Below are 23,834 nucleotides of genomic sequence, written 5' to 3'. Positions count from 1 at the left end.
ATAGGGTCGGGCTTCGACCAAGCCGAGGCGGCTCGGTGCGGCCGGAGGGTGAAAACACGTGACCGACAACAATGATCACTGGGCGAACCCCCACGGCGGGCCACAGGGCTGGGGCTATCCCGATGCGGGACAACAGGACTGGGGTCATCCAGGCGAGGCACCACAGCCGGCCGAGTATCTCGGCTTCGCCGCGCAACTGCCGCCGGGGTACCAGCCCGCGCCCCCGCAGTACATCACCGGCCAACAGCCCCAGTACGTCACCGGGCAGCATTCCGTCCCGAATTATGAGGGGCCGCAACCGATTCCGCGCTACGCACCGCCATCCGCACCCGGCGGCGGGCCCCGTCGCACCCTGCTGATCCTCGCCGCGCTGGCCGCGGTCATCGTGCTGGCCGGTGGCGGGATCGCGGCGTACGCGCTGACCCGGGACTCCGCCGGCAGCGGCACCACCGCCGCGCCCGGCACGACCGCCGCGCCCTCGGGCGGGCCGTCCGCCACCGGGCCGTCCCGGTCCGGCGCACCCAAGCCCGGCAGCACCACGGTGGTCGCCCCGGCACTGGGTATCAGCTACGACGTGCCCGCCGGGTGGACGATCGCCGAGCCCACCGACATCACCGTGCAGACCGGGACCGACGGCTCGGTCATCGGGCACGCCAAGTCCACCGAGGGCAACGACTACTGCGAGGGCTCGGCGTATCGGACCCTCGCCTTCGTCGCCCACGTCGACGGCAGCGATCCCGCCGCCGCGGCCGTCAAGGTGGCGAGAATCTCGGCGGAGAGCGGCTATTCGGACGCGACCGGCGGCAACCAGGGCGCGCCGGCCGCGGTCACCACCACCAGCGGCATCACCGGCCAGCAGGTCGAGACCTCCGGCAGCTGGCAGCCGGGCGCGCCGGGCTGCACCACGACCAGCTACTCGATCTACACCTTCGCGTTCTCCGGCCCGAACAAGGCGCTGCTGGTGCTGGTCATCCTGGCCGACCGCGGTACCCAGGGCGAACTGGCCGCCGACCGGGCCGCGCAGGTGATCGCCAGTCTCCGCATCTCCTGACCCGCGATTAGGCTCGGGTCGTGGCCACCATGGACGACGACGAGATCTCCGCCGCGTTCGTCGGCGAACTGACGCCCTACGCGGTGCCGGTGATCCTCGAGGAACCCAACCCCGACTGGCCGTCCTGGTACGCCGAGGACGCCCGGGCGATCCGAGAGGCCTTGGGGGCGAAGGTCTTACGACTCGAGCACACCGGGTCCACCTCGGTGCCCGGCCTCGCCGCCAAGCCGGTCATCGACATCCTGCTCGTGGTCGCGGACGCCGCCGACGAACCGGCCTATGTGTCCGCCCTGGAGGCCGCCGGATACACCCTGCGCGTACGCGAACCCGACTGGTACGAACACCGCTGCCTGGTCCGCCGCGTGGAAAACGGTGCGCCGCACGACGTCAACGTCCACGTGTTCTCCCCCGGCCTGGGCGACACCGAGATCGAGCGAGTCCTCGCCTTCCGCGATCGGCTCCGCACCCACGACGGCGACCGCGCCCACTACGAGCGGACCAAACGCGAACTGGCGCAACGACAGTGGAAGTACGTCCAGCACTACTCCAACGCCAAGAGCGCGGTCATCGAGGAGATCATCGCCCGCGCCCTTCCCGCCCGCTAGCGCGGACCGCCGCCGGGGCCCGGCGGTCCTCGCCTTGGCTAATACACTGGCCGGATGCCCCTCGTCGAGGTGACCTACAAGCCGGAACTTCCCGAGACCGTGCTGCGTGAGCTGGGCAAATGGCTGCCGCACCTGGTGTCCCTCGCCGTCGAATGCCCGGAGGAGCCCTACGACGGCGACCTGCAGCCGGGGGATGTCGAGATCCGCTTCCATCCGCTGGGCAAATTCGATCGCTCGGGGATGGATGTGGTCATCGACGTCCGGTCGAAGTACTTCGCGAGCCGGGCCGAGAACCGGCAGGAGCGCTGTGACCAACTGCTCGCCGATATCGAGAAGTTCGTCGACGCGCATATCGGCGTCTACCTGACCCTGCCGGTCGCGGCCTGGTCGCAGAGCGAGTGACCGACGCAATTTTCAATCAATGATTGAATTACTGATTGAACCGTGTTTCACTGCTAGCCATGGTCGAGAAGGTGTCCGCGGGAACGCGGGAACGGCTGCTCGCGGCGGCCGAGCAGCTGCTGCTGACCGAGCCCTATGACGAGGTATCGGTGCGCTCCGTGTGCGCGGCGGCGGGCGCCAATCCCGCGGCGGTGCACTACCACTTTGGATCCAAGGAGGCGCTGGTCGCCGCGCTCATCGAGGCCCGGCTCGGGCCGCTCTGGGAGGAGGGGCTGGCCCGGGCCACCGGCGGGCGGGATTCGGTGCCCGCGGTGGTGGACACCATCCTCGCGCCGTTCCAGGAGCTGGCCGCGGATCCGCTGGGGCGCTTGCATCTTCGGCTACTGGCCCGCTTCGTGCTGGGCCGGCATCAGACCTCGTGGCAGGGGCCGTGGTTCCGGATGGATTCCTGGACCCCGCTGCTGCCCGAACTGCGGGCCGGCGAGGCGGGGCGGCGCTGGATGCTGGCCTTCGACCTGATCATCATGCGGTTCGGCACTCCCGAGATCGAGGATCACGGGATGCCCGAACCGGCGTTGGCGGCCCTGCGGAACTTCGTGGTGGCCGGACTCACCGCACCGGGAGAACAACCATGAACGAGATCTTCGCACCGGCGAAACTCGGCCCGATCACCCTGCGCAACCGGGTGATCAAGGCCGCCACCTTCGAGGGACGCACCCCCGACGCGCTGGTCACCCCCGAGCTCATCGACTTCCACCGTGAGGTCGCCGCGGGCGGGGTGGGCATGACCACCGTCGCCTACTGCGCGGTCGCGCCGGGCGGCCGCACCGACCGGCACCAGATCTGGATGCGGCCCGAAGCCGTTCCCGGACTGCGTGAGCTGACCGACGCCGTGCACGCCGAGGGCGCGGCGGCCAGCGCCCAGATCGGGCACGCCGGACCGGTCGCCAACGCCGCGTCCAACCGCGCCCCCGCGCTCGCGCCGAGCCGTATGTTCAGCCCGCTGAGCATGCAGGCCATGCACGTGCCCGGCGACTCCGAGATCCGCGAACTCATTGCGGCACACGCGAATGCGGCGCTGCTGGCCGAGCAGGCCGGATTCGATGCGGTCGAAATCCATTTCGGCCACAACTATCTGGTCAGCTCGTTCCTGAGCCCGCTGCTCAACCGCCGCCACGACAAGTGGGGCGGCACGCTCGCCAACCGGGCCCGGCTCGCACGCGAAATCGCCTGCGCGGTCAGGGATGCCGTGGGCGACCGGCTCGCGGTGACCGCCAAACTGAACATGGAGGACGGCCGCCGCGGCGGGCTCACGGTCCCCGAGAGCATCCAGGTAGCCGCCTGGCTGGAGGCCGACGGCGCGCTCGACGCCCTCGAATTGACCGCGGGCAGTTCACTTCTCAACCCCATGCTGCTGTTCCACGGCGACGCACCGCGCAAGGAGTTCGCCGAGGTGCTGCCCGGACCGGCGCGCATGGGTTTCAAACTGGTCGGGCGTGCCTTCCTCAAGGAGTACCCCTACCACGAGGCGTACCTGCTGGAACGAGCCCGCCAATTCCGCCGCGAGCTGTCCATGCCGCTGATCCTGCTGGGCGGCATCACCAATCTCGACACCATGAACCTGGCCATGACCGAGGGATTCGAGTTCGTCGCCATGGGCCGGGCGCTGCTGCGCGAGCCGAATCTGTTGCAGCGCATCCAGGCCGACGCGGCCACCCGGTCGGCCTGCGTGCACTGCAACAAGTGCATGCCCACCATCTACACCACCACCCGCTGCGTGTTCCGGCCGGAGCGGACCATCATCGATCTCGACGGAAGGCACCGGGCATGAGTGGACGGCTCGACGGGCGGGTGGCGCTGATCAGCGGCGCGGCATCGGGAATGGGCGCCTCGCACGCGCGGGCATTCGTGGCCGAGGGCGCCTCGGTGCTCATCGGCGACATCTCCGACGAGGCGGGCGCGAAACTGGCCGCCGAACTCGGCGACGCCGCAGAGTACGTCCACCTCGATGTCACCAAGGCCGAGGACTGGCGCACGGCCGTGGACACCGCGGTCGAACGCTTCGGCAAGCTCGACGTGCTGGTCAACAATGCCGGCATCCTCGACTTCGGGCCGCTCGGCAGCTACACCGAAGAGCAGTGGCAGCGTGCCCTGTCCATCAACCTCACCGGCCCCTTCCTCGGCCTGACCGCGGCCCGCGACGCCCTGGTGGCGGCCAGGCCCGCGGCGGTGGTGAACATCTCCTCCGCTGCGGGGATCCAGGGCGTGCCGGGCGCGCACGCCTACACCGCCTCGAAATTCGGGGTGCGCGGGCTCACCAAGTCCGCGGCGCTCGAGCTCGCCCCGCACGGGGTGCGGGTGAATTCCGTTCACCCGGGCGGGATCATGACGCCAATGATCGGCGTGCCGGAGGGCACGACCACCGATCGCGACGCGAACACCCTGGCCCGCCTCGGTGTGCCCGAAGAGGTCACCTCGCTCGTGGTGTTCCTCGCGAGCCACGAAGCCAGCTATTGCAATGGCGCCGAGTTCGTCGTCGACGGCGGTATGACGGCGGGCCGCCCGGTCTGAGACCTACTGCTTGTAGGTCGCCAGGAAACGTCCGATGCGCTCGATGATGGCCTCGAGCTCATCGGCGTGCGGCAGCGTCACGATCCGGAAGTGGTCGGGGCGCGGCCAATTGAAGCCGGTGCCCTGCACGATGTGGATCTTCTCGCGCAGCAGCAGATCCAGCACGAACTGCTCGTCGTCGTGGATCCGGTACATGTCGAGGTCGATGCGCGGGAAGGCGTACAGCGCGCCCCGGGGCTTCACGCACGAGATGCCCGGGATGGCGTTGAGCGACTCCCACGCGCGGTCGCGCTGCTCGCGCAGGCGGCCGCCGGGCAGGGTGAGATCGTAGATGCTCTGGTGTCCGCCGAGCGCGGCCTGAATCGCCTGCTGCGCAGGGACATTCGCGCACAGCCGGAGACCCGCCAGCATGGTCAGGCCCTCGAGGTAGTTCTCGGCGTGCTCGATCGGACCCGATACCACCAGCCAGCCACCGCGGAAGCCGGCGGCGCGGTAGGACTTGGAGAGCCCGGAGAAGGTGAGGCACAACAGATCCGGGGCCAGCGCCGCGGTCGCGGTGTGGGTCAGGCCGTCGTAGAGGATCTTGTCGTAGATCTCGTCGGAGAAGACCACCAGGTTGTGGCGGCGCGCGATCTCCAGCATCTGGCGCACCACCTCGGGCGAATACACCGCGCCCGTGGGGTTGTTCGGGTTGATGATGACCAGCGCCCGGGTGCGGTCGGTGATCTTGGACTCGATATCGGCCAGATCCGGCATCCAGTCCGAGCCCTCGTCACAGATGTAGTGCACGGGCCGGCCGCCGTTGAGCGCGGTGGCGGCGGTCCAGAGCGGGAAATCCGGTGCGGGAACCAGGACTTCGTCACCGTTCTCGAGCAGCGCGGTCATGGCCATCATGATGAGCTCGGAGACGCCGTTGCCCAGGAAGACCTGTTCGACGTCGACCTCGGAGAGTCCGAGGGTCTGGTAGTACTGCACCACCGCGCGCCGCGCCGAGAGCAGGCCCTTGGAGGCGGAGTAGCCGCTGGACTGCGGCAGATTGCGGACCATGTCCTGAAGCAGTTCGGCGGGCGCCTCGAAGCCGAAGGTCAGCGGGTTGCCGGTGTTGAGCTTCACGACGTGATGCCCTTCCGCCTCCAGCCGTGCGGCGTGCTCGGCGACCGGCCCGCGGATCTCGTAGGACACGCCCGCCAGCTTGCTCGACTGCTTCACCTGCATCAAACGACCCCTTCTCGGTGTGGTTGCCGCACACTCTACTTGGAAATTCCAAGTTTGCACTTGGTATTTCCAAGCTGTTGGTTAGAGTGGGATCGTGACACGCCGAAGCTACGACCACTACTGCACCGTCAGCCGCGCCCTCGACATCGTTGGCGACCGGTGGAACCTGCTGGTGGTCCGCGAATTGTGTTCGGGCCCGCGCCGATACAGCGACCTGTTCGCCGACCTGCCCGGCATCAGCACCGATGTGCTGGCCGCCCGGCTCAAGGATCTCGAGCGTGACGGGATTCTCACCAAGCGCCGCGTCGGCCCCCGCGCCGGAACCGCGGTCTACGAGCTCACCGACGCCGGCGCGGCACTGCGACCGGTGCTGGACTCGCTGTCGGCCTGGGGCACAGCACAACTCGGCGAACAGCGCGCGACCGACGCCGTGCGGGCACACTGGTTCGCGCTCCCCATCGGACATGCCGTGGCCGAGCTGGTGCCCACCGGCACCGTCACGGTTCGCATCGGTGAGACCGCCTTCCACTACGTGATCACCGAATCCGGCCTCACCCATCACGACGGCCCGGCCGCCGCACCGGATCTGGAGATCCAGCTCGAGCTGGCCGCGGCGAGCGAGATCGCCACCGGCGCCCGCTCGCTCGCCGCGACCCTCGACCAGGCGACCGGAACCGGGCAACCGGTCTCCTGAACCGCGGCACCCCTCGTCGACGCGGTAGCGGCAGGTGGCCGGCGGTAGCATCGGCTGGGTTGTGCCCGTATCGATCGAGGAGGAATCCGTGACCAGCGAGAACGCCACCGGCACGATCACGATCGTCGGCTCGGGCAGTGCCAGTGCCACGCCGGACATCATGCGGGTGTCGATCTCGGTCGAGACGCGCGCCGACACCGTGGCCGCCGCCTACGCGCGGGCCGGGGAACGTGCCGACGCGGTGATCTCGTCGCTGCGCGCGGACGGCGTGGCGGGTCGCGACATCACGACCAGCGGGCTCACGGTGCGCGCGGAAACCGTATGGACCGAAGGGAATCGGGAGAAGCTGGTCGGCTATATCGCCGGCACCGCGCTGACGGTCACGCTGCGCGAGATCGCCGGACCCGGCGGGGAAGCGAAACCCGCCGCCGACGGCGGGCCCGCCGCGATCATCGCGCACGCGGTCGACGCGGGCGGCGACGATGTGCGCCTGGGCGGCCTGACGCTGACCGTCGCCGACGAGGAGAGCCTCATGGTCCGCGCCCGCGACGCCGCCTGGGACCACGCGCTGGGCAAAGCCGAACAGTACGTGTTCCGGGCGGGCCGCCGGCTGGGACCGGTGCTCGAGATCACCGAGGACGTCTCCGGTCCCGCGCCCACGCCGCGAATCGCGTTCGCCGCCAGCAAGATGGCCGCTCCGGGCGGCGCGGTGCCGGTGGAGCTCGGCGAGAGCGAACTGTCCACCAGCGTCCGGATCACCTGGCAGCTGGCCTGAGTCTCAGAGCTCGACCTGCGCCAGCAGGAAACCGGCACGCACGGCGGTGAGCTGAATGCGAAACCGGGTGGCGTCCGCCCGGGTTCGATACGGGAACGGGTCCTCGACGACCATTCCGCGCAGATCATGCAGCAGCCGCGTGCCCTGCGCGATGGTGAGGCGCCCGGTGTCCACCAGGTGCCGCACATTGCGGCCGCCGTCCGGATCACCGGTCCCCGCGGCATACGCCGTCACCTGCTGCAACGCCGACCGCAGCCGCTTCTCGCACGCCGGGAACCGGCCCCGCTCATAGTGTTTCACCGCGTGCCGCAGGTGATCCAGCGCCGTCTGCTGGCCGCGCACCTCGAGCTCGGTCTCCAGCAGCGCCACCCGCGCGGCCAGCCGCACCGGCAGCCACGCCGTGGGTTTCAGGCGACATCGCACGCTCACCTCCGGCCCCGCACCGATCACCCGGTCGATCTTCATCCGGTAGCCGTCCTCGTGCAGCGCCGTGCGCAGCGCCGGCATCCACCCCGGAAGGCTCTTGCGCGCCAGGGACTCTCCCTGCAGGAACCGCGCCACCGTCACCTCGACCAGATCCAGCAGCGCCCGATCAGCCTCCGCGTTCCCGCCCAGCGCCGCCAGCCGCGCCCCGTACACCGGCGTCACCAATCGACCCCAGTAGCTGTCGGCGTTCACCCACAACTCGACGCCGTACTCCGGCCGCTTGAGATCCACCCCCAGCAGCAATGCCTCGAGCGAGTGGAACCGCGACTGATCCCCATAGATCAGCTCCACCACCGACGCCACAGTCGGATCCGACAACGTAGTCATGGGCAACATCTTGGCGCACCCCCAAACCGCCCGCGCCCCAACCCATTCCCCGCGACCGGGACCCGCCACACCAGGATCGGGGAGCTGTCCGTGCGGAGCATCGGGCGATATTCCGCAGGGACAGCTCCCCGAGCCCGAAGGACCTGGTCAGCGTTCCAGGACCGCGATGCACTCCACGTGATGGGTGCCGGGGAAAGCGTCGAAGACGCGCAGGTCCACCGGCTGGTAGCCGACGGCGCGGTAGAGACCGACGTCCCGGGCGAAAGCGGCGGGATCGCAACCGATGTGGATGATGCGCCGCGGGGAACGCTCACTCAGCGCATTGATCACGTCCTTGCCCGCGCCCGCGCGCGGCGGGTCGAGCACGACGACATCCGGTGCGGTATCTCGCTGTTCGTGAATCCACCGCTCGACGCGCTCGGCGGTCAGGTCCACCCACGGCAGATCCCGTAGCGCGGCACGCCCTTCGGCGACGGCGGTAGGTGCGAACTCGACACCGTGCACCATCCCGGTCACACCGACCTGCTCCGCCAGCCGCGCGGCGAACACGCCCACGCCGCAGTACAGGTCCCAGACCAGCGCCCCGGGCGCGCAGTCCGCCCACTCGGCCACCACATCCGAATAGCACTGCGCCGCACCGTAATGCGGCTGCCAGAACCCGGTCGCCGACAGCTCCCACCGCCGCTCGCCCACGTACTGCACCGCCCGGCCGCTGCCGTCCACCACGCGCTCGGTCCGCGCGCTGTGCGCCGCCGCCCGCCGCGCGGCCGTGCTGCGCCGATCACCACCGCCACGGCGACCGGAATCTCCTGCCCCACCGCCTCTTTCACGACGCCCGCGCGGACCGCCCGCCGCCGCCCCGGCCGGAACCAGTTCGACGACATGCCGCATCCCGTCCCCGTCCACAACCACAACGAGATCCGCCCCGGGCGTCCACACCCGCTCGCCGATTCCCGCCATGGCCCCCGCCACCGGCTGGGGGCACCGCAGATCCGCGATCACCTCGGTGCTCCGATACCGGTGCACCCCGGCCCGCCCCTCCGCGTCCACCACCAGCCGCACCCGGCTCCGCCATCCGGCGGTATACGACCCCACCGCAGGCTCGCCGCCCTGCGTCGTTTCCCCGTCACCGGGGCCGGCGATGAGCGCACGCGTCGAGGGCGTCGACACCCCGCCGATCCGACCCGGCGGGACGCTCGCGCCCGGGGCCGGGCGCGGGGCCGTCGCGGCCGGCTCGGCGCGACCGCCGAGCAGAGTCGAGCCGAGGTCGGTCGTCACGCTGCCGAGCCGCCCGGGATGGCCGGGCCCCGGGATCGGTGCACCGAGCGAGGTTCCTGGTGCCACACCGATCGCCAATCCGGGCGGCACTGGGATCGGTTCGACGGCGAAGTCCGGTTCCCAGTCGGCAAGGCGGCGCAGCTGTTCGGCGACGACCTGGCGTTTGAGTTCGCGCTGGGCCGCGGGGGTGGCGTAGCTGAAGTCGCAGCAGCCCGCACCGCCCGGGCCGGAGACCGGGCAGGTGGCGGGAATCCGGTCGGGCGAGGCGTCGAGGATCTCGATGGCGTCGGCGCGGCAGAAGGAGCCGCCGCGGTCCTCGGTGACGAGAGCGCGGACCAGTTCACCGGGCAGGCCGTGGCGGACGAACAGCACGCGGCCCTCGTGACGGGCCACGCAGAAGCCGCCGTGGCCGGGCGGGCCCAGACGGACCTCGAAGACCTCTCCGTACCAATCGGATCCGGCGCTCATGCCTCGTCTCCGAATCCGCGACGCACCGAACCGGGGGCATTGACCACCCGGCCGGGACGGGCCCGGCCCGCCGAGGACGACAGCTGCCAGGGCACACTCGTCACCATGACGCCGGGTTCGAACAGCAGCCGGCCCTTCAGCCGCAGCGCACTCTGGTTGTGCAGCAACTGCTCCCACCAGCGGCCGACCACGTATTCGGGAATGAACACGGTCACCACGTCGCGCGGGGAGTCCTTGCGGACCCGCTTCACGTAATCCACCACCGGCTTGGTGATCTCACGGTACGGGGACTCGATCACCTTGAGCGGCACCACGATATCGCTGCTCTCCCACTCCCGCACCAGCGCCCGGGTGTCGGGCTCGTCGACGTTCACCGTGATGGCCTCGAGCGTGTCGGGCCGGGTGGCGCGGGCATAGGCCAGGGCGCGCTTGGTGGGCAGGTGCAGCTTGGACACCAGCACGATGGAGTGCGTGCGGCTGGGCAGCACGCCGTCCCATTCGGACTCGTCCAGCTCGCGCGACACCGTGTCGTAGTGGCGGCGAATGAGTTTCATCAGCCCGAAGATGGCCGCCATGGTGACGATGGCGATCCACGCGCCCGCCAGGAACTTGGTGACCAGCACGATCAGCAGCACGGTCGCGGTCATGGTGAGGCCGATCGCGTTGATCACCCGCGACCGCTTCATCCGCGACCGCACCGCCGGATCGGTCTCGGTGCGCAGCAGTCGCGTCCAGTGCCGCAGCATGCCGGTCTGACTCAGCACGAACGACACGAACACGCCCACGATGTAGAGCTGGATCAGGCGCGTCACCTCCGCGCCGAACAGCACCACGAAGGCGATGGCCGCGCCCGCCAGGAACAGGATGCCGTTGCTGAACGCCAGCCGATCACCGCGGGTGTGCAGCTGCCGCGGCAGGAAACGGTCCTGCGCCAGAATCGAACCCAGCACCGGGAAGCCGTTGAAGGCGGTATTGGCCGCCAGCACCAGGATCAGCGCGGTGACGATGGTGATGAAGTAGAAGCCGGGCTGGAATCCGGAGAACACCGCGCCCGCCAGCTGCGCCACCAGCGTCTTCTGCTCATATCCGGCGGGTGCGCCGATCAGGTCGTCGGTGTTGTGCGCGTACACGATGCCGACCTTCTGAGTGAGCACGATCATGCCCATGAAAAGCGTCACCGCGATGCAGCCGAGCAGCAGCAGGGTGGTCGCGGCATTGCGCGACTTGGGTTTGCGGAACGCGGGCACCCCATTGCTGATCGCCTCGACACCGGTCAGCGCCGCGCAACCGGAGGAGAACGCGCGTGCGATGAGGAACACGAACGCCAGCCCGAACAGATGCTCGTCCTCGGCCTTCAGACCGAAACCGTACGACTCGGCGTGCACGGTCTGCCCCAGGCCGATCCGGGTGAAGCCCCAGATGAGCATGACGAACATGCCGATCATGAAGGCGTACGTGGGAATCGCGAAGGCCGTACCGGATTCCCGCACACCGCGCAGATTGATTGCGGTGAGGATCACGATCGCCGAGACCGCGAACAACACCTTGTGGGTGGCGACGAACGGCACCGCCGACCCGATGTTGGAGGCCGCCGACGAGATCGACACCGCCACGGTGAGCACATAGTCCACCAGCAGCGCGCTGCCGACGGTCAATCCGGCGGTGGGACCGATGTTCTTGGTCGCGACCTCGTAATCGCCGCCGCCGGAGGGGTAGGCGTGCACGTTCTGGCGGTAGCTGGCAACCACCACGGCCATCACCAGTGCGACCGCCAGACCGACCCACGGCGCGTAGGCGTAGGCCGACAGTCCGGACACCGACAGCACCAGGAAGATCTCCTCGGGCGCGTACGCCACCGAGGACAACGCGTCCGAGGCGAACACCGGGAGCGCGATCCGCTTGGGCAGCAGCGTATGCCCGAGAGAATCGCTGCGGAATGGGCGGCCGACCAGCATGCGCTTGGCGGCCGTCGTCAACTTGGACACTCCACGCAGCATAAGGCAGGGCGCGAGTGACCGTGTTCGGGGCGCGACCTCGCAGTCGTAGGGTGGCGGGTGCGGGTTGTGAGGTTTTCCCGATTCCGGTTTGAACGCCTTCCGGAGGGGGAAAGTGCCCGCAGTGAAATTCGAACGGTACGGTTGCGACCCGAGCAAGCAACCAGACCGCACACCACGGTTTTCGGGAATGGGGTTCGTACGGTGTACGTCGTGATCATGGGGTGTGGGCGGGTCGGCTCCTCGCTCGCCCGCGCTCTCGTCCGCATCGGCCACGAGGTCGCGGTGATCGATCAGAACTCGAGTGCCTTCCTGCGGCTGGGCCGCGACTTCCCGGGGCTGTGCATCACCGGCGTCGGCTTCGATCGAGATGTCTTGACCCGTGCCGGAATCGAGCGCGCCGGGGCCTTCGCCGCGGTGTCCTCCGGTGACAACTCCAACATCATCTCCGCCCGCGTGGCCCGCGAGACGTTCGGCGTGGAGCGCGTGGTGGCCCGCATCTACGACGCCAAGCGCGCCGCGGTGTACGAGCGCCTGGGCATACCCACCATCGCCACCGTGCCCTGGACCACCGACCGCTTCCTGCGCAACCTGGTCGCCGACCAGTCCACCACTACCTGGCGCGACCCCACCGGCACCGTCGCCGTCACCGAACTCGTGCTCCACGAGAACTGGTACGGGCGTTCGGTCCACGCGCTCGAGGACGCCATCGGCGCGCGCGTGGCCTTCATCATCCGCTTCGGACAGGGCGTACTGCCCAATGGCAAGTCCATGCTGCAGGCCGACGACCTGGTCTATGTCGCCGCCACCTCCGGCAGCGTCGGCGAGGCCGTCGCACTGGCCGCCAATCCCCCCGCGAGCGAGGACTGATCGTGAAAGAAGCTCGAGCATGAAGGTAGCCATCGCCGGCGCCGGAGCCGTCGGCCGCTCCATCGCCCAGGAGCTCCTACGCGGCGGCCACCAGGTCATGCTGCTGGAACGCCGCCTCGACCACATCGACCCGACCATCGCGCCCACCGCGATCTGGACCCACGCCGACGCCTGCGAACTCGAAACCCTCGAGGAGGCCGGGCTGGAAACCTACGACGTGGTCATCGCCGCCACCGGTGACGACAAGGTGAACCTGGTGTTCAGCCTGCTGGCCAAGACCGAGTTCGGCGCGGGGCGGGTGGTGGCCCGCGTCAACGACCCCCGCAACGAATGGTTGTTCGACTCGTCCTGGGGGGTGGACGTCGCCGTCTCCACCCCTCGCCTGCTCGCCTCGCTGGTCGAGGAGGCCGTCTCGGTGGGCGACCTGGTCCGGCTGATGACACTGCGCCAGGGTCAGGCCAACCTCGTCGAGATCACCCTGCCCACCGACACCCCCTTGGCGGGCAAGGCCGTTCGCACCCTCGCCCTGCCCCGCGACGCCGCGCTGGTCACCATCCTGCGCGGCGGCCGCGTCATCGTCCCGCAGGCCGACGACCCCCTCGAAGGCGAGGACGAGCTGCTGTTCGTCGCCTCCGTCGAAGCCGAGGACGAGCTGCGCAAAGCGCTCGGCGTCAACAGTTTCAACGGCACGGGCGACGCCCCGGCCTGACCGCGCGCCGACCACGGATCCGGACACAACAGTGGGCCGGGCGCACCCCCTGCGCCCGGCCCACTCGCCGTTGTCCGCACCGAACCGTCAGGACGCCACCCGCAGTTCGGCGCGCAGCCGGTTCAACGCGCGATGCTGCATGACCCGCACCACGCCCGGGCTGGTGCCGATGGCCTCGGCGGTCTCCGCCGCCGTCCACCCCAGCACGATTCGCATGACCAGCACCTCACGGTGGGTCGAGGACAGCACCTGCATGAGATCGCGTGCCGCCCGGCGGGTTTCCATCGCGAGCGCCCGCTCCTCGGGCCCCGCCTCGTTCATCGGCGCGTCCGGGAACTCCGCGACCGGGTAGGCCGGGTGCTGCTGTGCCCGCCGGAACGAGTCGGCCACCTTGTTCGCCGAGATGCCGTAGACGAACGCCAGGAACGACTTGCCCTGATCCCGGTAGCGCGGGATGGCCTGCACCGTCGCCAGGCAGACCTCCTGCGCCACATCGTCCGCGGTCACCTGCAGGTGACCCGCGCCGCCCATCCGTGCCGCGCAGTAGCGGCGCACCAGCGGATACACGATCTTGAGAATCTCCGAGACCGCTTCCCGGTCACCGGCGGCGGCCGGGCCGATCAGCTTCTCCAACTCCGCTGCGGCGCGCCGGGACTCCGACGACGCCACACTTCCTGCTTTGCCTCCCCGCCCCGCCGGGTGCCGGCGCGAGGCTGCCGTCTGCACCGCGGTCCCGAGCCCCTCGCCCCGGTCCTGCGCTGCCACTGCCTTGTCGTCGGTAACCAACTCCGCGATCCTTTCTCCGATGAGCTGCTGAGAGCTTCTGAGAAAGATCGTGCTCGCCGGGAGCCCGCCGAAATAGGTACCCCAGGGGTGGGTTGGTCACCCCCTTCCGTCCCCCAATGGCCCCGAAGGTGTTGCGCCCTGGACATTTAGCGCGATAAGGGCCCGATCGGGCGGTTGTCTAGCCCGCGGATTCCGGGGCCTTGGCGGACGAGGAGGGCAGATGGCCCGCCTTGCGCACCGCCCAGAAGGTCACCAGCGCCGCCACGGCGGTCAGCGGCCAGCCCATGGCGATGCGCGCCACGGCCAGCAGACCGGTGCTGTTGGCGTCGTAGAGGTGGTTCTGCACCAGGTAGCGGGCCACGAACACCACCGCCCACACCGCGGTCGCGATGTCGTAGAGCCGCATGACGCGCTTGTCCGAACGCCACTCGGTGCCGTGCCCGTTGAGCGCACCCCAGATCACGCCCGCCAACGGCCACCGCACCACCAGCGACATCAGGAACACGCCGCCGTAGACCAGGCTGGCGTAGATGCCGAACAGGAAGAAGCCCTTGGCCTCACCCATCCGGTAGGCGATGAACGCGCACACGCCCACCCCGAGGAAGCCCGAGATGGCCGGCTGGATCGGACCGCGACGCGCCAGGCGCCACACCAGGATCGCCGCGGCCACGCCCAGCGACGCCCAGATGGCGGCGGTCAGCCCGCGCAGCGAGTTCACCGGCACGAACACCAGCACCGGCAGCGAGGAGTAGATCAGGCCACTGAGGCCGCCCATCTGCTCGAGCAGCGTCTGCTCGGGTTCCTGCTCGCCCTCGTCGTCGGCGGCGTCCCGGGCCGCGCGCTCGGCGTCGACCAGCGCCTGCATGTCCTCGTCCAGCAGCGCGTGGTCCATGCGCAGTGGCGGTTCGTCGCCCGAGACGGCATTGAGCTGGACCGTGGGCGGATCGAACGGGGCCGGCGCGCCGAAGGACTCGGTGCGATCACGGCCCTGGTCGCCGTTGCTGGTGGGGTTAGGCATGAGTGTCAGGAGTTCCCGCGGAGTTCGTAGTAGGGGTTGTAGATGACCTTGCCGCCGTCGCGTTCGCCGACCCGGCCGCGGACCAGGATACGACGACCCGGTTCGATTCCTGGGATGCGACGCCGCCCGATGAACACCAGCGCCACACTGTCGGTGCCGTCGAAGAACTCGGCCTCCACCTCGGCGCCCGCCGATTTGGGACAGGCCTCGACACTGCGGAGCCGGCCCAGCATGGTGACTTCCTCACCGCGCCGGCACTCCGATGCCCGGCACGCGCCCGACGCCTCCGACGTCTCGGCGAGCTCCTCGGCATCCAAACGATCCAGGTCCTCTGTCAGGCGCCGGCCGAGCCGCCGGAAATAGCCCGACGGGGTGTCCTTCCCACCCGCGGATGGCATCTCGCACGCTCTCCTGTAGAGCTCGACGGCGTGGGTCTCACGTCGTTCGTTCCTTCCACGGCGCCCGGCGGTTTGCCATCCGGCCGCCCGTGGCCGTACCTCCGCCACTGTAGATGGGACGGCCTGCACCCGCCACGCACGCCTGTCACCAGTACTCTCGATCGGTGCCCGATCTACCACGTCCGGCGGTCGCCGTCGCTCTGCCCGGAACCGGCTCCGACGCCCATTTCGCCCGCCGCGCCTTCGGATCCGCTTGCGCCGCACTGGATCTGCCGTTCCTGGCGGTCGACCCGGACCCGCGCGAGGTGATCGACAGCTACCGCAGCGCCCTGGACGCCGCCGCGCGCTCGGGCCCGGTGCTGATCGCGGGCATCTCGCTGGGTGCAGCCGTCGCCGTCGACTGGGCCGCGCATCACCCGGACTCGGTGTACGGCGTGGTCGCCGCTCTGCCCGCCTGGACCGGCGCCGACACCACCGGCTGCCCGGCCGCCCTGAGCGCCGCCGCCACCGCCGCCCAGCTGCGCGCGGACGGCCTCGACGCCGTGGTGGCCCGCATGCGCGAATCCAGCCCCGCCTGGCTGGCCGAGGCCCTCACCCGCTCCTGGACCTCCCAGTGGCCCGAACTGCCCGCCGCTCTGGACGAGGCTGCGGCCTACCGCTGGCCCGAACCCGAGGTCTTGGCCGCCGTCACCGCCCCCGTCGAGCTCATCGGCGCGATCGACGACCCTGTCCACCCGTTCGTCGTGGCCGAACGCTGGACCACGCTGCTCCCGCACGCCACGCTGCACTCGATCACCCTGGACGAGCTGGGCGCGGACCCGTCGGTCCTCGGCGCGCGGGGTATCAACGCCCTGCTGCCCCGCCGCATCTCGACATCCTGACCGGAATCCGTCCCCGCCATGACGTCCGTCCGTGACTGCGACGGGTCGTGCGCACGACGGGCCGGTGGCCGCGCTGCACACCTCATCGCGCCGATAGCGAAACGGGGCTCCGCCACTGTGGCGGAGCCCCGTTTCGCTTGTCGTGCAGCCGAATCCGGCCAGGCCGGTCCGGTCAGTTCAGGCCGAGCTGCTGCATGGCCGAGCCCTCCGCGCCGCGACGCGGTTCGGTGGGCGCCTGCTCGGGCTGGAAGGCCGGGCCGCCCTGCATGGCGGCCATCTGTGCCTGCATGGCCTGCTGCTGGGCGGCCAGCTGCTGCTGGTGGGCGGCGGCGAGCTGGTCGGCCAGCTCCTGGGGCAGGACCACCGGCAGCGGTTCACGCACGGGCAGCGGCTCGTCCCCGCGGCGCACCACGGTCTCGCTCATGACCGCGCGGGCCGCGGCCACCAGCGGGGTGTTCTCGTCGGCCGCACCGGTCGGACCGGCCGCGACCAGGCGCACCATCCAGCGGTAGCCGTCCACGCCGATGAAGCGCAGATCCGCGCCCTGGGTCACGGCGTGCAGCTCACGACCCCACGGACCCTGCACCACCGACACCTGCGCACCGTCCTTGCGCAGCGTCTCGGCCAGATCGGCTGCCACCGAACGCCATTGGCCCGAGGTCTTGGGAGCGGCGTAGGCCGCCACCGTGATCCGGCCGTGCTGGGTGGCCAGGTGCACCGCCTGCGGCGCGCCTTCGGGGGTCATCTCGACCTGCAGCTGCCCGCCCGGCGGCACCGGCACGATGACCGAGCCCAGATCCAGGCGCTGCTCGGCGATCGACTCGAGCCGGTCGGCGACGTCCTCGTAGTCGTAGGGACCGGTCTCCGGGCCGCGGGCGGCGGGCTCGTCGAACTCCTCGAATTCGTCTGCCGCGTAGCCGGTCTCGTCGTACCCGTCCGCGTCCTCGTACTCGTCGTACTCGGTGTACTCGTCGTCGTACTGCGACGCGTCGTCTCTGTCGCCGCCCTTGTTCTTCTTGCGTCCGAACACCATCGTCATGCCTCCTTGCCGGTCGCCTGACCCGCCCCACCGGACTGCGCGGACAGGCTGGCGTGCCCACCGCTGGATCCGTATCCTCCTGCGCCGCGCGCGGTGTCGTCGAGCGCCTCGACCTCGACGAAGTCCACCAATTCGACCTTCTGTACCAGCAACTGCGCGATGCGGTCACCCCGCCGGAGCTCGATGGCCGTGCGCGGATCGTGATTGATCAGGCACACCTTGATCTCACCGCGGTAGCCCGCATCGACCGTGCCGGGGGTATTGACAACCGACAGTCCCGCCTTCGCCGCCAGGCCCGAGCGCGGGTGGATCAGCCCGACCGTGCCGATCGGGAGCGCCACCGCGATGCCGGTGCCGACGAGCACCCGCTCCCCCGGTTCGATGATGACGTCCTCGGTGGTGCACAGGTCCACGCCGGCGTCGCCCTCGTGGACACGCGTCGGTACGGGGATGCCGGGATCGAGCCGCAGCAGGGGAATAGGTGGAATACCGGTCACGTAGGCCGAGCCTACGCGTTCCCCCTCTGGGTCATTGACCTAGTCTGAGGTCGTGTCCGACCAGCCCCCTCAGGTGACCATGGATCCCAAACAGCAGACCGAGCCCCTCTACACCGAGCGCCTCTGGGTGCCGCTGTGGTGGTGGCCCGTCGCGCTCGTCGTGACGGGGCTGCTGGCAGCCGAAATCCACATGGGCGCACCGGGAGTGCGGGCGTGGCTGCCGTACGTGCTGCTGTTCCCGGTGCCCATGTGGGTGCTGCTGTGGTTCTCCCGCCATCGCGTGGAAGTGGCCCCCGACGACGCCGGTGTCCCGGAACTGCGCACCGATCGCGCGCACCTGCCCGCGACATTCGTCAAGCGCGCCGCACCGGTGCCGACCAGTGCGAAAAGCGCGGCGCTGGGCCGACAGCTCGACCCCGCCGCGTTCGTCCAGCATCGGGCCTGGATCGGGCCCATGGTGTTGCTCGTGCTCGATGATCCGGACGATCCGACGCCGTACTGGCTGGTCAGTACGCGTCATCCGGAACGCATCATCACCGCGCTCGGCCTGAAGAACGCGGCCGAGCAGTCCTGATTCATCAAGATTCCGCGCCCCGCTGCGAAGTGGTCCTTCCGCCCTGCTTCGCAAAGGGGATTTTCCGCGCAGCCCGTCCGGTCCGCGCTCGGCGGACCGAGCGCGGGCTGACGGATTGCGCTCCGGGACCGTGCCTTACGCGGCGCAGTCCATGCAGATCAGCTGACCGCCGGACTCGGTGGCCAGTCGGCTGCGGTGGTGCACCAGGAAGCAGCTCGAACATGTGAATTCGTCCGCCTGCTTCGGGATGACCCGGACCGAGAGCACTTCCTCGGAAAGGTCCGCGCCGGGAAGCTCGAACGATTCCGCGGTATCGGATTCGTCGATATCCACGACGGCGGACGCGGCTTCGTTGCGGCGAGCCTTCAGCTCCTCCAGCGAGTCCTCCGACACGTCGTCGGATTCATTGCGCCGCGGTGCGTCATAGTCGGTTGCCATGTCGTCTTCCCCTCGTCCTTACTCCGTATATCCCGGACCGGCACCCTCCTGACCGGCTCCTGGCAGGAGCCGGATGGGGTGGGATGCCGCCCCGCCCGTGGTGTACGTCACGCGTACACCGGTCACAGATCCGAGCCGGATACTCCTCATCCGCACCGGATCGCGCTCGGTCAACGCAGGACATGCCCTTGTTGTTCCCGAAATCGAACCCCAGTTTCACCCGGGTTGTACGATCTGGGCCGCCAGACAATAGCGGACCCCGGGACAAAAGTCGCAATCAAAACCCCTGCGAGTTGAAACTGAGGGGTAATCGTCACCGGCAAGGGAACTCTTCGAGATCTTCCTGGCATCGTCCGAGACCTCCCCGCCACACCCAGCGACCGACTTGCCGTGGCCGTTCGCACGACAATCGCGACGTTTTCGTAGAGTGTGGGCGTGGTTTCACTGATCACCCAAGGTAACTCGACCGATCCGGACGGACGGTCCTTCATCCGGCGGCGCTGGGAGCCCTGGGCAGCCATGGTGGGCGTCATCGCTCTCATCTGCGCCGGCGTGTGGTTCAAGGCGCTGACCACGAGCGAGGGTGACCAGGGTGCAATGGCCTGCAACTCCCCCAGCCCCGCCTCGAGCACGACCGCGGCCCAGCCCGCCCCTCTCGGCGAGCGGGTAGGGGCGTCGCGATTGCGGGATGTGGAGCCCGCCGCTCTCGCCCAGTCGAAGGTGCGCGTGTTCAATGCCAATGGCCAGCGCGGTCAGGCCGCGCACGTCGCCTCCGAGCTGGGTGACCTCGGTTTCGCCAGCGCACCGGACGTGCAGATAGGTAACGATCCGGTGTACGTGAACGGCGACCTCGAATGCACCGGGCAGATCCGTTTCGGCGTGAAGGGCCGGCCCGCGGCGGCGTCGGTGCAGCTGGTGGCGCCGTGCGCCGAGCTCATCGAGGATCAGCGCCAGGACGACACCGTGGACATGGTGCTGGGCTCGCTGTTCCGGGATATCCGGCCCGACACCGATGCCGAGGAGGTGCTGAAGTCGCTGAAGAACCCGACGCCCGGCACCGCGCCGGCCATCGACCCGAAGCTGCTGGAGGCCGCGCGGCACGCGAAGTGCTGAGAATCTCTTTCGCAGGGTATGTGCTCTAACCGCCAGACCCGGCGCGAAACTCCAACCGGCCCAACCAAATATATGAACCGGATAACACGAATCGCCGCGATCCTTCGATCGCGGCGATTCGTTTTGCCTGTCCGGACCGACGCTCAGCCGTGCCCGGTGGTCGTCCAGCCCTCTGTCACGGCACCGGGATAGGGGTGGTGACATCCAGACGCTTGAACAGACCGAAGAGTTCGTCAGCGATGCCGGGAGCGGCGGCGGACACCAAATCGCCTGCGGTGCCCGGCGAGTCGGGTGCGGGCGGCAGGATCAGGCGTGCGCCCGCCTCGGTGGCGATGAGCGCGCCCGCGGCCCAGTCCCACAGGTTCAGGCCGTGCTCGTAGTAGGCGTCGGTGCGGCCCTCGGCCACGGCGCACAGGTCCAGCGCCGCCGAGCCGAAGCGGCGAATGTCGCGAATGTGCGGCAGCACCTGCGCCACCAGCTCACCCTGACGGATCCGGCGCTCGGTGGCGTAGGCGAAGCCGGTGGCCACCAGCGCCATGGACACCGCGTCGACCCGGTTGGCGCGCAGGGCAATCGGCGCGCCTCCCGGGGCGGTGCCGTCCACGCTGGAATCAGCACGGTGCGCACCGAGGCCGAGCCCGGCGCTGTAGGTGACCGCGTGCGCGACGTCGGCGACCGCGCCCGCGACGGAACGGCCGCCGCGCACCGCGCCCACCGACACCGAGTAGGACGGGATGCCGTAGACGAAGTTGACGGTGCCGTCGATGGGATCGACGACCCAGTGCACCAGATCCGGGTCGTCGGCCAGGGTGCCGCCGTCCTCCTCGCCGACCACGCGGTCGCCGGGGCGCAGTTCGGCGACCAGTTTGCGGACCAGCTGCTCGGTCTCGGTGTCGACGATGGTGACGGGGTCGGTGGGGGTGCTCTTGGACTGCACGGCGTCCTGCTCGTGCGCGCCCGGTCCGAAGACCTGCGGCCGGCGCGCGCGGACGTGGGCGGCGGCGGTCTCGGCCAGATACACCGCGACGCGGCGCAGTTCGGCGACATCGGGCGTGTCGGTGGTCGTGGCGGCGGCGGGGACGGTGGAAGTGAAATTCGATTCCGGCACGAGCACCATCGCAGCACAGATCCGGCATCCGGCGCATTAGGCTTGTCGTGCACGACACAAGGCGGAGGTCGATCGAGCGGTCATCGGCCGGTGGCTTCGACTCGCCGGCATCCCAGGAAACGAGGAGTGGTCCATGTCCGATCCCGGACGCGCGTTCGGCATCGATATCGGCGGCAGCGGTGTGAAGGGCGCCGAGGTCGATCTCGCGACCGGCGAGCTGGTCTATGAGCGCATCAAGATCGCGACGCCGCATCCGGCCACTCCGAACGCCGTCGCCGAGGCGGTCGCCAAGCTCGTCGCCCAGTCCGGCTGGGAGGGCCCGGTCGGCATCACCATGCCGAGCGTGGTGCTGAACGGGCAGATCCGCACGGCCGCCAATATCGACCCGACCTGGATCGGCATCGACGCCCGGCGCCTGTTCTCGCTGGCACTGGGCGGCCGCGACGTGACCGTCCTCAACGACGCCGATGCGGCGGGCATGGCCGAGGACCGGTACGGCGCGGCAAAGGATCTCGACGGGTTGGTAATGCTGCTCACCTTCGGCACCGGTATCGGATCGGCCGTGATGTACAACGGCGTGCTGGTGCCCAACAGCGAGCTCGGGCACATGGAGGTCGACGGCCGCGAGGCCGAGCACCGGGCCGCCGCCTCGGTCAAGGATCGGGTCGGCATGTCCTACCCGGAGTGGGCGCGGGAGGTCAGCAAGGTGCTGGTCACCTTGGAAAACCTGTTCTGGCCGAACGTGTTCGTCGCGGGCGGCGGCATCAGCCGCGACTACCAGGAGTGGATTCCGTTGCTCACCAACAGAACCCCCGTGGTACCTGCCGCGCTGCGCAACACCGCGGGCATCGTCGGAGCAGCCATGGCGGTGTCAGCCGGGATCGCACCGTAAGTAAGCTGGTTCGATCGTTACAATGGAACACATGCCCGGCGGTAGGCCGGAAACCGACACCGGCACGAGAGCCGGTTTACCCCCCGACAGAACCGCTCCGCCGGATCACCACTCTGGCGTGACGCCGCACGAGACCGTCACGAAAGGGCGTACGTGGTAGCCACGAATACCCGAGAGACCGCCGAATCGGCCGAGGCCGCCGACTCAGCAGACACCACCGCAGCACGGCCGGTCAAGAAGGCTGCCGCGAAGAAGGCCCCGGCCAAGAAGACGGCGGCGAAGAAGACCGCGGCCAAGAAGACCGCGGCGAAGAAGGCGACCAAGGCCACCGCCAAGAAGACGGCGGCGAAGAAGGCCTCGCCGAAGAAGGCCGCGGAGCCCGGCGCCGAAGGCGCTGAGGGCGACGAGGTCATCGACGACGATTCGCTGGAGCTCGACGACCTGGGTGACATCGAGATCGACGAGGACGACCTCGACGAGGACGACCTGGTCGACGAGGTCGAAGAGGACGAGGAAGAGGAGGCCGGCCCGGCCGCTCCCGCCGCCGAGGGTGAGGAGGCCGAAGAGGCCGACGAGCCGTCGGAGAAGGACAAGGCCTCCGGTGACTTCGTCTGGGACGAAGAGGAATCCGAGGCGCTGCGCCAGGCCCGCAAGGATGCCGAGCTCACCGCCTCCGCCGACTCGGTCCGCGCCTACCTCAAGCAGATCGGTAAGGTCGCGCTGCTCAACGCCGAGGAGGAGGTCGAACTCGCCAAGCGCATCGAGGCCGGCCTCTACGCCACGGAGAAGATGCGCGAGTTCGCCGAGAAGGGCGAGAAGCTGCCGGTGCAGTCGCGCCGCGACTTCCAGTGGATCATGCGCGACGGCAACCGCGCCAAGAACCACCTGCTGGAAGCCAACCTGCGACTGGTCGTGTCGCTCGCCAAGCGCTACACCGGCCGCGGCATGGCGTTCCTGGACCTGATCCAGGAGGGCAACCTCGGTCTGATCCGCGCGGTCGAGAAGTTCGACTACACCAAGGGTTACAAGTTCTCGACCTACGCGACGTGGTGGATCCGCCAGGCCATCACCCGCGCCATGGCCGACCAGGCCCGCACCATCCGCATCCCCGTGCACATGGTCGAGGTCATCAACAAGCTCGGCCGGATCCAGCGCGAACTCCTCCAGGACCTGGGCCGCGAGCCCACCCCCGAAGAGCTCGCCAAGGAAATGGACATCACGCCCGAGAAGGTGCTGGAAATCCAGCAGTACGCGCGCGAGCCCATCTCCCTGGACCAGACCATCGGCGACGAGGGCGACTCCCAACTCGGCGACTTCATCGAAGACTCCGAAGCCGTGGTCGCCGTCGACGCGGTCTCCTTCACCCTCCTCCAGGACCAACTCCAGTCGGTCCTCGAGACCCTGTCCGAACGCGAGGCCGGTGTAGTCCGCCTCCGCTTCGGCCTAACGGATGGCCAGCCCCGCACCCTGGACGAAATCGGCCAGGTCTATGGCGTCACCCGCGAACGCATCCGCCAGATCGAGTCCAAGACCATGAGCAAGCTCCGCCACCCGAGCCGCTCCCAGGTCCTGCGCGACTATCTGGACTGAGGATCACCCGAGATCGGGCCGCTGAGCTGCAGCTCAGCGGCCCGATCTCGTATCC

General features: G+C 69.3%; 25 protein-coding genes and 1 pseudogene. 15 read left to right on the top strand and 11 right to left on the bottom strand.

What is annotated here, in order from left to right; genetic code table 11:
* The first annotated feature begins 58 nt into the window (after positions 1-58).
* The 6 genes from AB0L60_RS26880 to AB0L60_RS26855 are packed head-to-tail and all read left to right on the top strand — an operon-like array spanning position 59 to position 4,629.
* Positions 59-1,051, top strand: coding sequence for a hypothetical protein (locus tag AB0L60_RS26880; protein WP_364618934.1), 993 nt, complete (start codon positions 59-61; stop codon positions 1,049-1,051).
* Positions 1,052-1,080: 29 nt separating this feature from the next.
* On the top strand, positions 1,081-1,656 hold the full coding sequence (locus tag AB0L60_RS26875) for a GrpB family protein (protein WP_364619193.1): 576 nt from the start codon (positions 1,081-1,083) through the stop codon (positions 1,654-1,656).
* A gap of 54 nt (positions 1,657-1,710) precedes the next feature.
* Positions 1,711-2,058, top strand: a complete 348-nt coding sequence (locus AB0L60_RS26870) for a hypothetical protein (RefSeq protein ID WP_364618932.1) — start codon at positions 1,711-1,713, stop codon at positions 2,056-2,058.
* Between the two features lie 59 nt (positions 2,059-2,117).
* Positions 2,118-2,693, top strand: coding sequence for a TetR family transcriptional regulator (locus AB0L60_RS26865; RefSeq protein ID WP_364618928.1), 576 nt, complete (start codon positions 2,118-2,120; stop codon positions 2,691-2,693).
* A complete protein-coding gene (locus AB0L60_RS26860) occupies positions 2,690-3,889 on the top strand; it encodes an NADH:flavin oxidoreductase (RefSeq protein WP_364618925.1) in 1,200 nt (399 codons plus the stop codon). Before AB0L60_RS26865 ends, AB0L60_RS26860 begins: the two co-directional genes overlap by 4 nt.
* Positions 3,886-4,629 (top strand): glucose 1-dehydrogenase, encoded by a 744-nt coding sequence (locus AB0L60_RS26855; protein WP_364618922.1) that lies wholly within the window; start codon positions 3,886-3,888, stop codon positions 4,627-4,629. The genes AB0L60_RS26860 and AB0L60_RS26855 overlap by 4 nt, the downstream gene beginning before the upstream one ends.
* Positions 4,630-4,632: 3 nt before the next feature.
* On the opposite strand, the gene AB0L60_RS26850 is transcribed toward AB0L60_RS26855, so the two are convergent.
* Positions 4,633-5,844, bottom strand: coding sequence for a pyridoxal phosphate-dependent aminotransferase (locus AB0L60_RS26850; RefSeq protein WP_364618919.1), 1,212 nt, complete (start codon positions 5,842-5,844; stop codon positions 4,633-4,635).
* 94 nt (positions 5,845-5,938) lie between these two features.
* Between AB0L60_RS26850 and AB0L60_RS26845 the strand changes: the two genes are divergently transcribed.
* Entirely contained in the window at positions 5,939-6,538 is a 600-nt protein-coding gene (locus AB0L60_RS26845; RefSeq protein ID WP_364618916.1) for a helix-turn-helix domain-containing protein, read from the top strand.
* An 88-nt stretch (positions 6,539-6,626) separates the two neighbouring features.
* Entirely contained in the window at positions 6,627-7,313 is a 687-nt protein-coding gene (locus AB0L60_RS26840) for an SIMPL domain-containing protein (RefSeq protein ID WP_364618913.1), read from the top strand.
* A 3-nt stretch (positions 7,314-7,316) separates the two neighbouring features.
* Here the strand turns inward: AB0L60_RS26840 and AB0L60_RS26835 are convergent, their stop codons facing one another.
* From AB0L60_RS26835 to AB0L60_RS26825, 3 genes are all read right to left on the bottom strand, one after another.
* The gene (locus AB0L60_RS26835) at positions 7,317-8,126 is read right to left on the bottom strand and encodes a hypothetical protein (RefSeq protein WP_364618910.1); all 810 of its coding nucleotides are present in this window, start codon (positions 8,124-8,126) and stop codon (positions 7,317-7,319) included.
* 147 nt (positions 8,127-8,273) lie between these two features.
* Entirely contained in the window at positions 8,274-9,872 is a 1,599-nt protein-coding gene (locus AB0L60_RS26830) for a TRAM domain-containing protein (RefSeq protein ID WP_364618907.1), read from the bottom strand.
* On the bottom strand, positions 9,869-11,857 hold the full coding sequence (locus AB0L60_RS26825; protein WP_364618904.1) for an APC family permease: 1,989 nt from the start codon (positions 11,855-11,857) through the stop codon (positions 9,869-9,871). Before AB0L60_RS26825 ends, AB0L60_RS26830 begins: the two co-directional genes overlap by 4 nt.
* Before the next feature lie 213 nt (positions 11,858-12,070).
* Between AB0L60_RS26825 and AB0L60_RS26820 the strand changes: the two genes are divergently transcribed.
* Both AB0L60_RS26820 and AB0L60_RS26815 read left to right on the top strand, forming a co-directional pair.
* Entirely contained in the window at positions 12,071-12,736 is a 666-nt protein-coding gene (locus AB0L60_RS26820; RefSeq protein WP_364618901.1) for a TrkA family potassium uptake protein, read from the top strand.
* Entirely contained in the window at positions 12,627-13,445 is an 819-nt protein-coding gene (locus AB0L60_RS26815; protein ID WP_364618898.1) for a TrkA family potassium uptake protein, read from the top strand. The genes AB0L60_RS26820 and AB0L60_RS26815 overlap by 110 nt, the downstream gene beginning before the upstream one ends.
* Before the next feature lie 87 nt (positions 13,446-13,532).
* Here the strand turns inward: AB0L60_RS26815 and AB0L60_RS26810 are convergent, their stop codons facing one another.
* The 3 genes from AB0L60_RS26810 to AB0L60_RS26800 form a co-directional block, all read right to left on the bottom strand.
* On the bottom strand, positions 13,533-14,114 hold the full coding sequence (locus AB0L60_RS26810) for a sigma-70 family RNA polymerase sigma factor (RefSeq protein ID WP_354836888.1): 582 nt from the start codon (positions 14,112-14,114) through the stop codon (positions 13,533-13,535).
* A 295-nt stretch (positions 14,115-14,409) separates the two neighbouring features.
* Positions 14,410-15,006 (bottom strand): DUF3159 domain-containing protein, encoded by a 597-nt coding sequence (locus AB0L60_RS26805; protein WP_364619190.1) that lies wholly within the window; start codon positions 15,004-15,006, stop codon positions 14,410-14,412.
* Between the two features lie 248 nt (positions 15,007-15,254).
* Positions 15,255-15,647: an OB-fold nucleic acid binding domain-containing protein gene (locus AB0L60_RS26800; RefSeq protein WP_354836890.1), complete on the bottom strand. Its 393-nt coding sequence runs from the start codon at positions 15,645-15,647 to the stop codon at positions 15,255-15,257.
* Between the two features lie 164 nt (positions 15,648-15,811).
* Between AB0L60_RS26800 and AB0L60_RS26795 the strand changes: the two genes are divergently transcribed.
* A complete protein-coding gene (locus AB0L60_RS26795; protein ID WP_364618893.1) occupies positions 15,812-16,528 on the top strand; it encodes an alpha/beta hydrolase in 717 nt (238 codons plus the stop codon).
* 172 nt (positions 16,529-16,700) lie between these two features.
* Here AB0L60_RS26795 and AB0L60_RS26790 read toward each other — a convergent pair whose 3' ends face one another.
* Positions 16,701-17,558: a DUF3710 domain-containing protein gene (locus AB0L60_RS26790; RefSeq protein WP_364619188.1), complete on the bottom strand. Its 858-nt coding sequence runs from the start codon at positions 17,556-17,558 to the stop codon at positions 16,701-16,703.
* Positions 17,559-17,563: 5 nt separating this feature from the next.
* Complete coding sequence (gene dut / locus AB0L60_RS26785) at positions 17,564-18,064, bottom strand: dUTP diphosphatase (protein ID WP_364618890.1); 501 nt, start codon at positions 18,062-18,064, stop codon at positions 17,564-17,566.
* A gap of 79 nt (positions 18,065-18,143) precedes the next feature.
* Between dut and AB0L60_RS26780 the strand changes: the two genes are divergently transcribed.
* A complete protein-coding gene (locus AB0L60_RS26780) occupies positions 18,144-18,638 on the top strand; it encodes a DUF3093 domain-containing protein (RefSeq protein WP_364619185.1) in 495 nt (164 codons plus the stop codon).
* 135 nt (positions 18,639-18,773) lie between these two features.
* Here AB0L60_RS26780 and AB0L60_RS26775 read toward each other — a convergent pair whose 3' ends face one another.
* Entirely contained in the window at positions 18,774-19,076 is a 303-nt protein-coding gene (locus AB0L60_RS26775) for a DUF4193 domain-containing protein (protein WP_364618887.1), read from the bottom strand.
* Positions 19,077-19,511: 435 nt separating this feature from the next.
* On the opposite strand from AB0L60_RS26775, the gene cei reads away from it, so the two are divergent.
* Complete coding sequence (cei, locus tag AB0L60_RS26770; protein ID WP_364618884.1) at positions 19,512-20,189, top strand: envelope integrity protein Cei; 678 nt, start codon at positions 19,512-19,514, stop codon at positions 20,187-20,189.
* A 175-nt stretch (positions 20,190-20,364) separates the two neighbouring features.
* On the opposite strand, the gene AB0L60_RS26765 is transcribed toward cei, so the two are convergent.
* On the bottom strand, positions 20,365-21,297 hold the full coding sequence (locus AB0L60_RS26765) for an inositol monophosphatase family protein (RefSeq protein ID WP_364618881.1): 933 nt from the start codon (positions 21,295-21,297) through the stop codon (positions 20,365-20,367).
* Between the two features lie 133 nt (positions 21,298-21,430).
* Between AB0L60_RS26765 and ppgK the strand changes: the two genes are divergently transcribed.
* Positions 21,431-22,189 (top strand): polyphosphate--glucose phosphotransferase, encoded by a 759-nt coding sequence (gene ppgK, locus AB0L60_RS26760; protein WP_364618878.1) that lies wholly within the window; start codon positions 21,431-21,433, stop codon positions 22,187-22,189.
* A 111-nt stretch (positions 22,190-22,300) separates the two neighbouring features.
* Positions 22,301-23,779, top strand: a pseudogene (locus AB0L60_RS26755) (RNA polymerase sigma factor); the annotation flags it as partial.
* Positions 23,780-23,834: the final 55 nt, after the last annotated feature.

Source organism: Nocardia sp. NPDC051981, from assembly GCF_040680715.1.
Lineage (GTDB): Bacteria > Actinomycetota > Actinomycetes > Mycobacteriales > Mycobacteriaceae > Nocardia.
The sequence above is the reverse complement of the archived record's forward strand: the minus strand, read 5'-3'. Positions and strand labels throughout refer to the sequence as shown.

What these genes read in the sequence shown, in the direction of transcription:
- AB0L60_RS26875 (WP_364619193.1), top strand. Translation starts at nt 1,081, where the DNA reads ATGGACGACGACGAGATCTCCGCCGCGTTCGTCGGCGAACTGACGCCC.
- AB0L60_RS26870 (WP_364618932.1), top strand. Translation starts at nt 1,711, where the DNA reads ATGCCCCTCGTCGAGGTGACCTACAAGCCGGAACTTCCCGAGACCGTG.
- AB0L60_RS26865 (WP_364618928.1), top strand. Translation starts at nt 2,118, where the DNA reads ATGGTCGAGAAGGTGTCCGCGGGAACGCGGGAACGGCTGCTCGCGGCG.
- AB0L60_RS26860 (WP_364618925.1), top strand. Translation starts at nt 2,690, where the DNA reads ATGAACGAGATCTTCGCACCGGCGAAACTCGGCCCGATCACCCTGCGC.
- AB0L60_RS26855 (WP_364618922.1), top strand. Translation starts at nt 3,886, where the DNA reads ATGAGTGGACGGCTCGACGGGCGGGTGGCGCTGATCAGCGGCGCGGCA.
- AB0L60_RS26850 (WP_364618919.1), bottom strand. Translation starts at nt 5,844, where the DNA reads ATGCAGGTGAAGCAGTCGAGCAAGCTGGCGGGCGTGTCCTACGAGATC.
- AB0L60_RS26835 (WP_364618910.1), bottom strand. Translation starts at nt 8,126, where the DNA reads ATGACTACGTTGTCGGATCCGACTGTGGCGTCGGTGGTGGAGCTGATC.
- AB0L60_RS26830 (WP_364618907.1), bottom strand. Translation starts at nt 9,872, where the DNA reads ATGAGCGCCGGATCCGATTGGTACGGAGAGGTCTTCGAGGTCCGTCTG.
- AB0L60_RS26815 (WP_364618898.1), top strand. Translation starts at nt 12,627, where the DNA reads ATGGCAAGTCCATGCTGCAGGCCGACGACCTGGTCTATGTCGCCGCCA.
- AB0L60_RS26805 (WP_364619190.1), bottom strand. Translation starts at nt 15,006, where the DNA reads ATGGGCGGCCTCAGTGGCCTGATCTACTCCTCGCTGCCGGTGCTGGTG.
- AB0L60_RS26800 (WP_354836890.1), bottom strand. Translation starts at nt 15,647, where the DNA reads ATGCCATCCGCGGGTGGGAAGGACACCCCGTCGGGCTATTTCCGGCGG.
- AB0L60_RS26780 (WP_364619185.1), top strand. Translation starts at nt 18,144, where the DNA reads ATGGATCCCAAACAGCAGACCGAGCCCCTCTACACCGAGCGCCTCTGG.
- AB0L60_RS26775 (WP_364618887.1), bottom strand. Translation starts at nt 19,076, where the DNA reads ATGGCAACCGACTATGACGCACCGCGGCGCAATGAATCCGACGACGTG.
- ppgK (WP_364618878.1), top strand. Translation starts at nt 21,431, where the DNA reads ATGTCCGATCCCGGACGCGCGTTCGGCATCGATATCGGCGGCAGCGGT.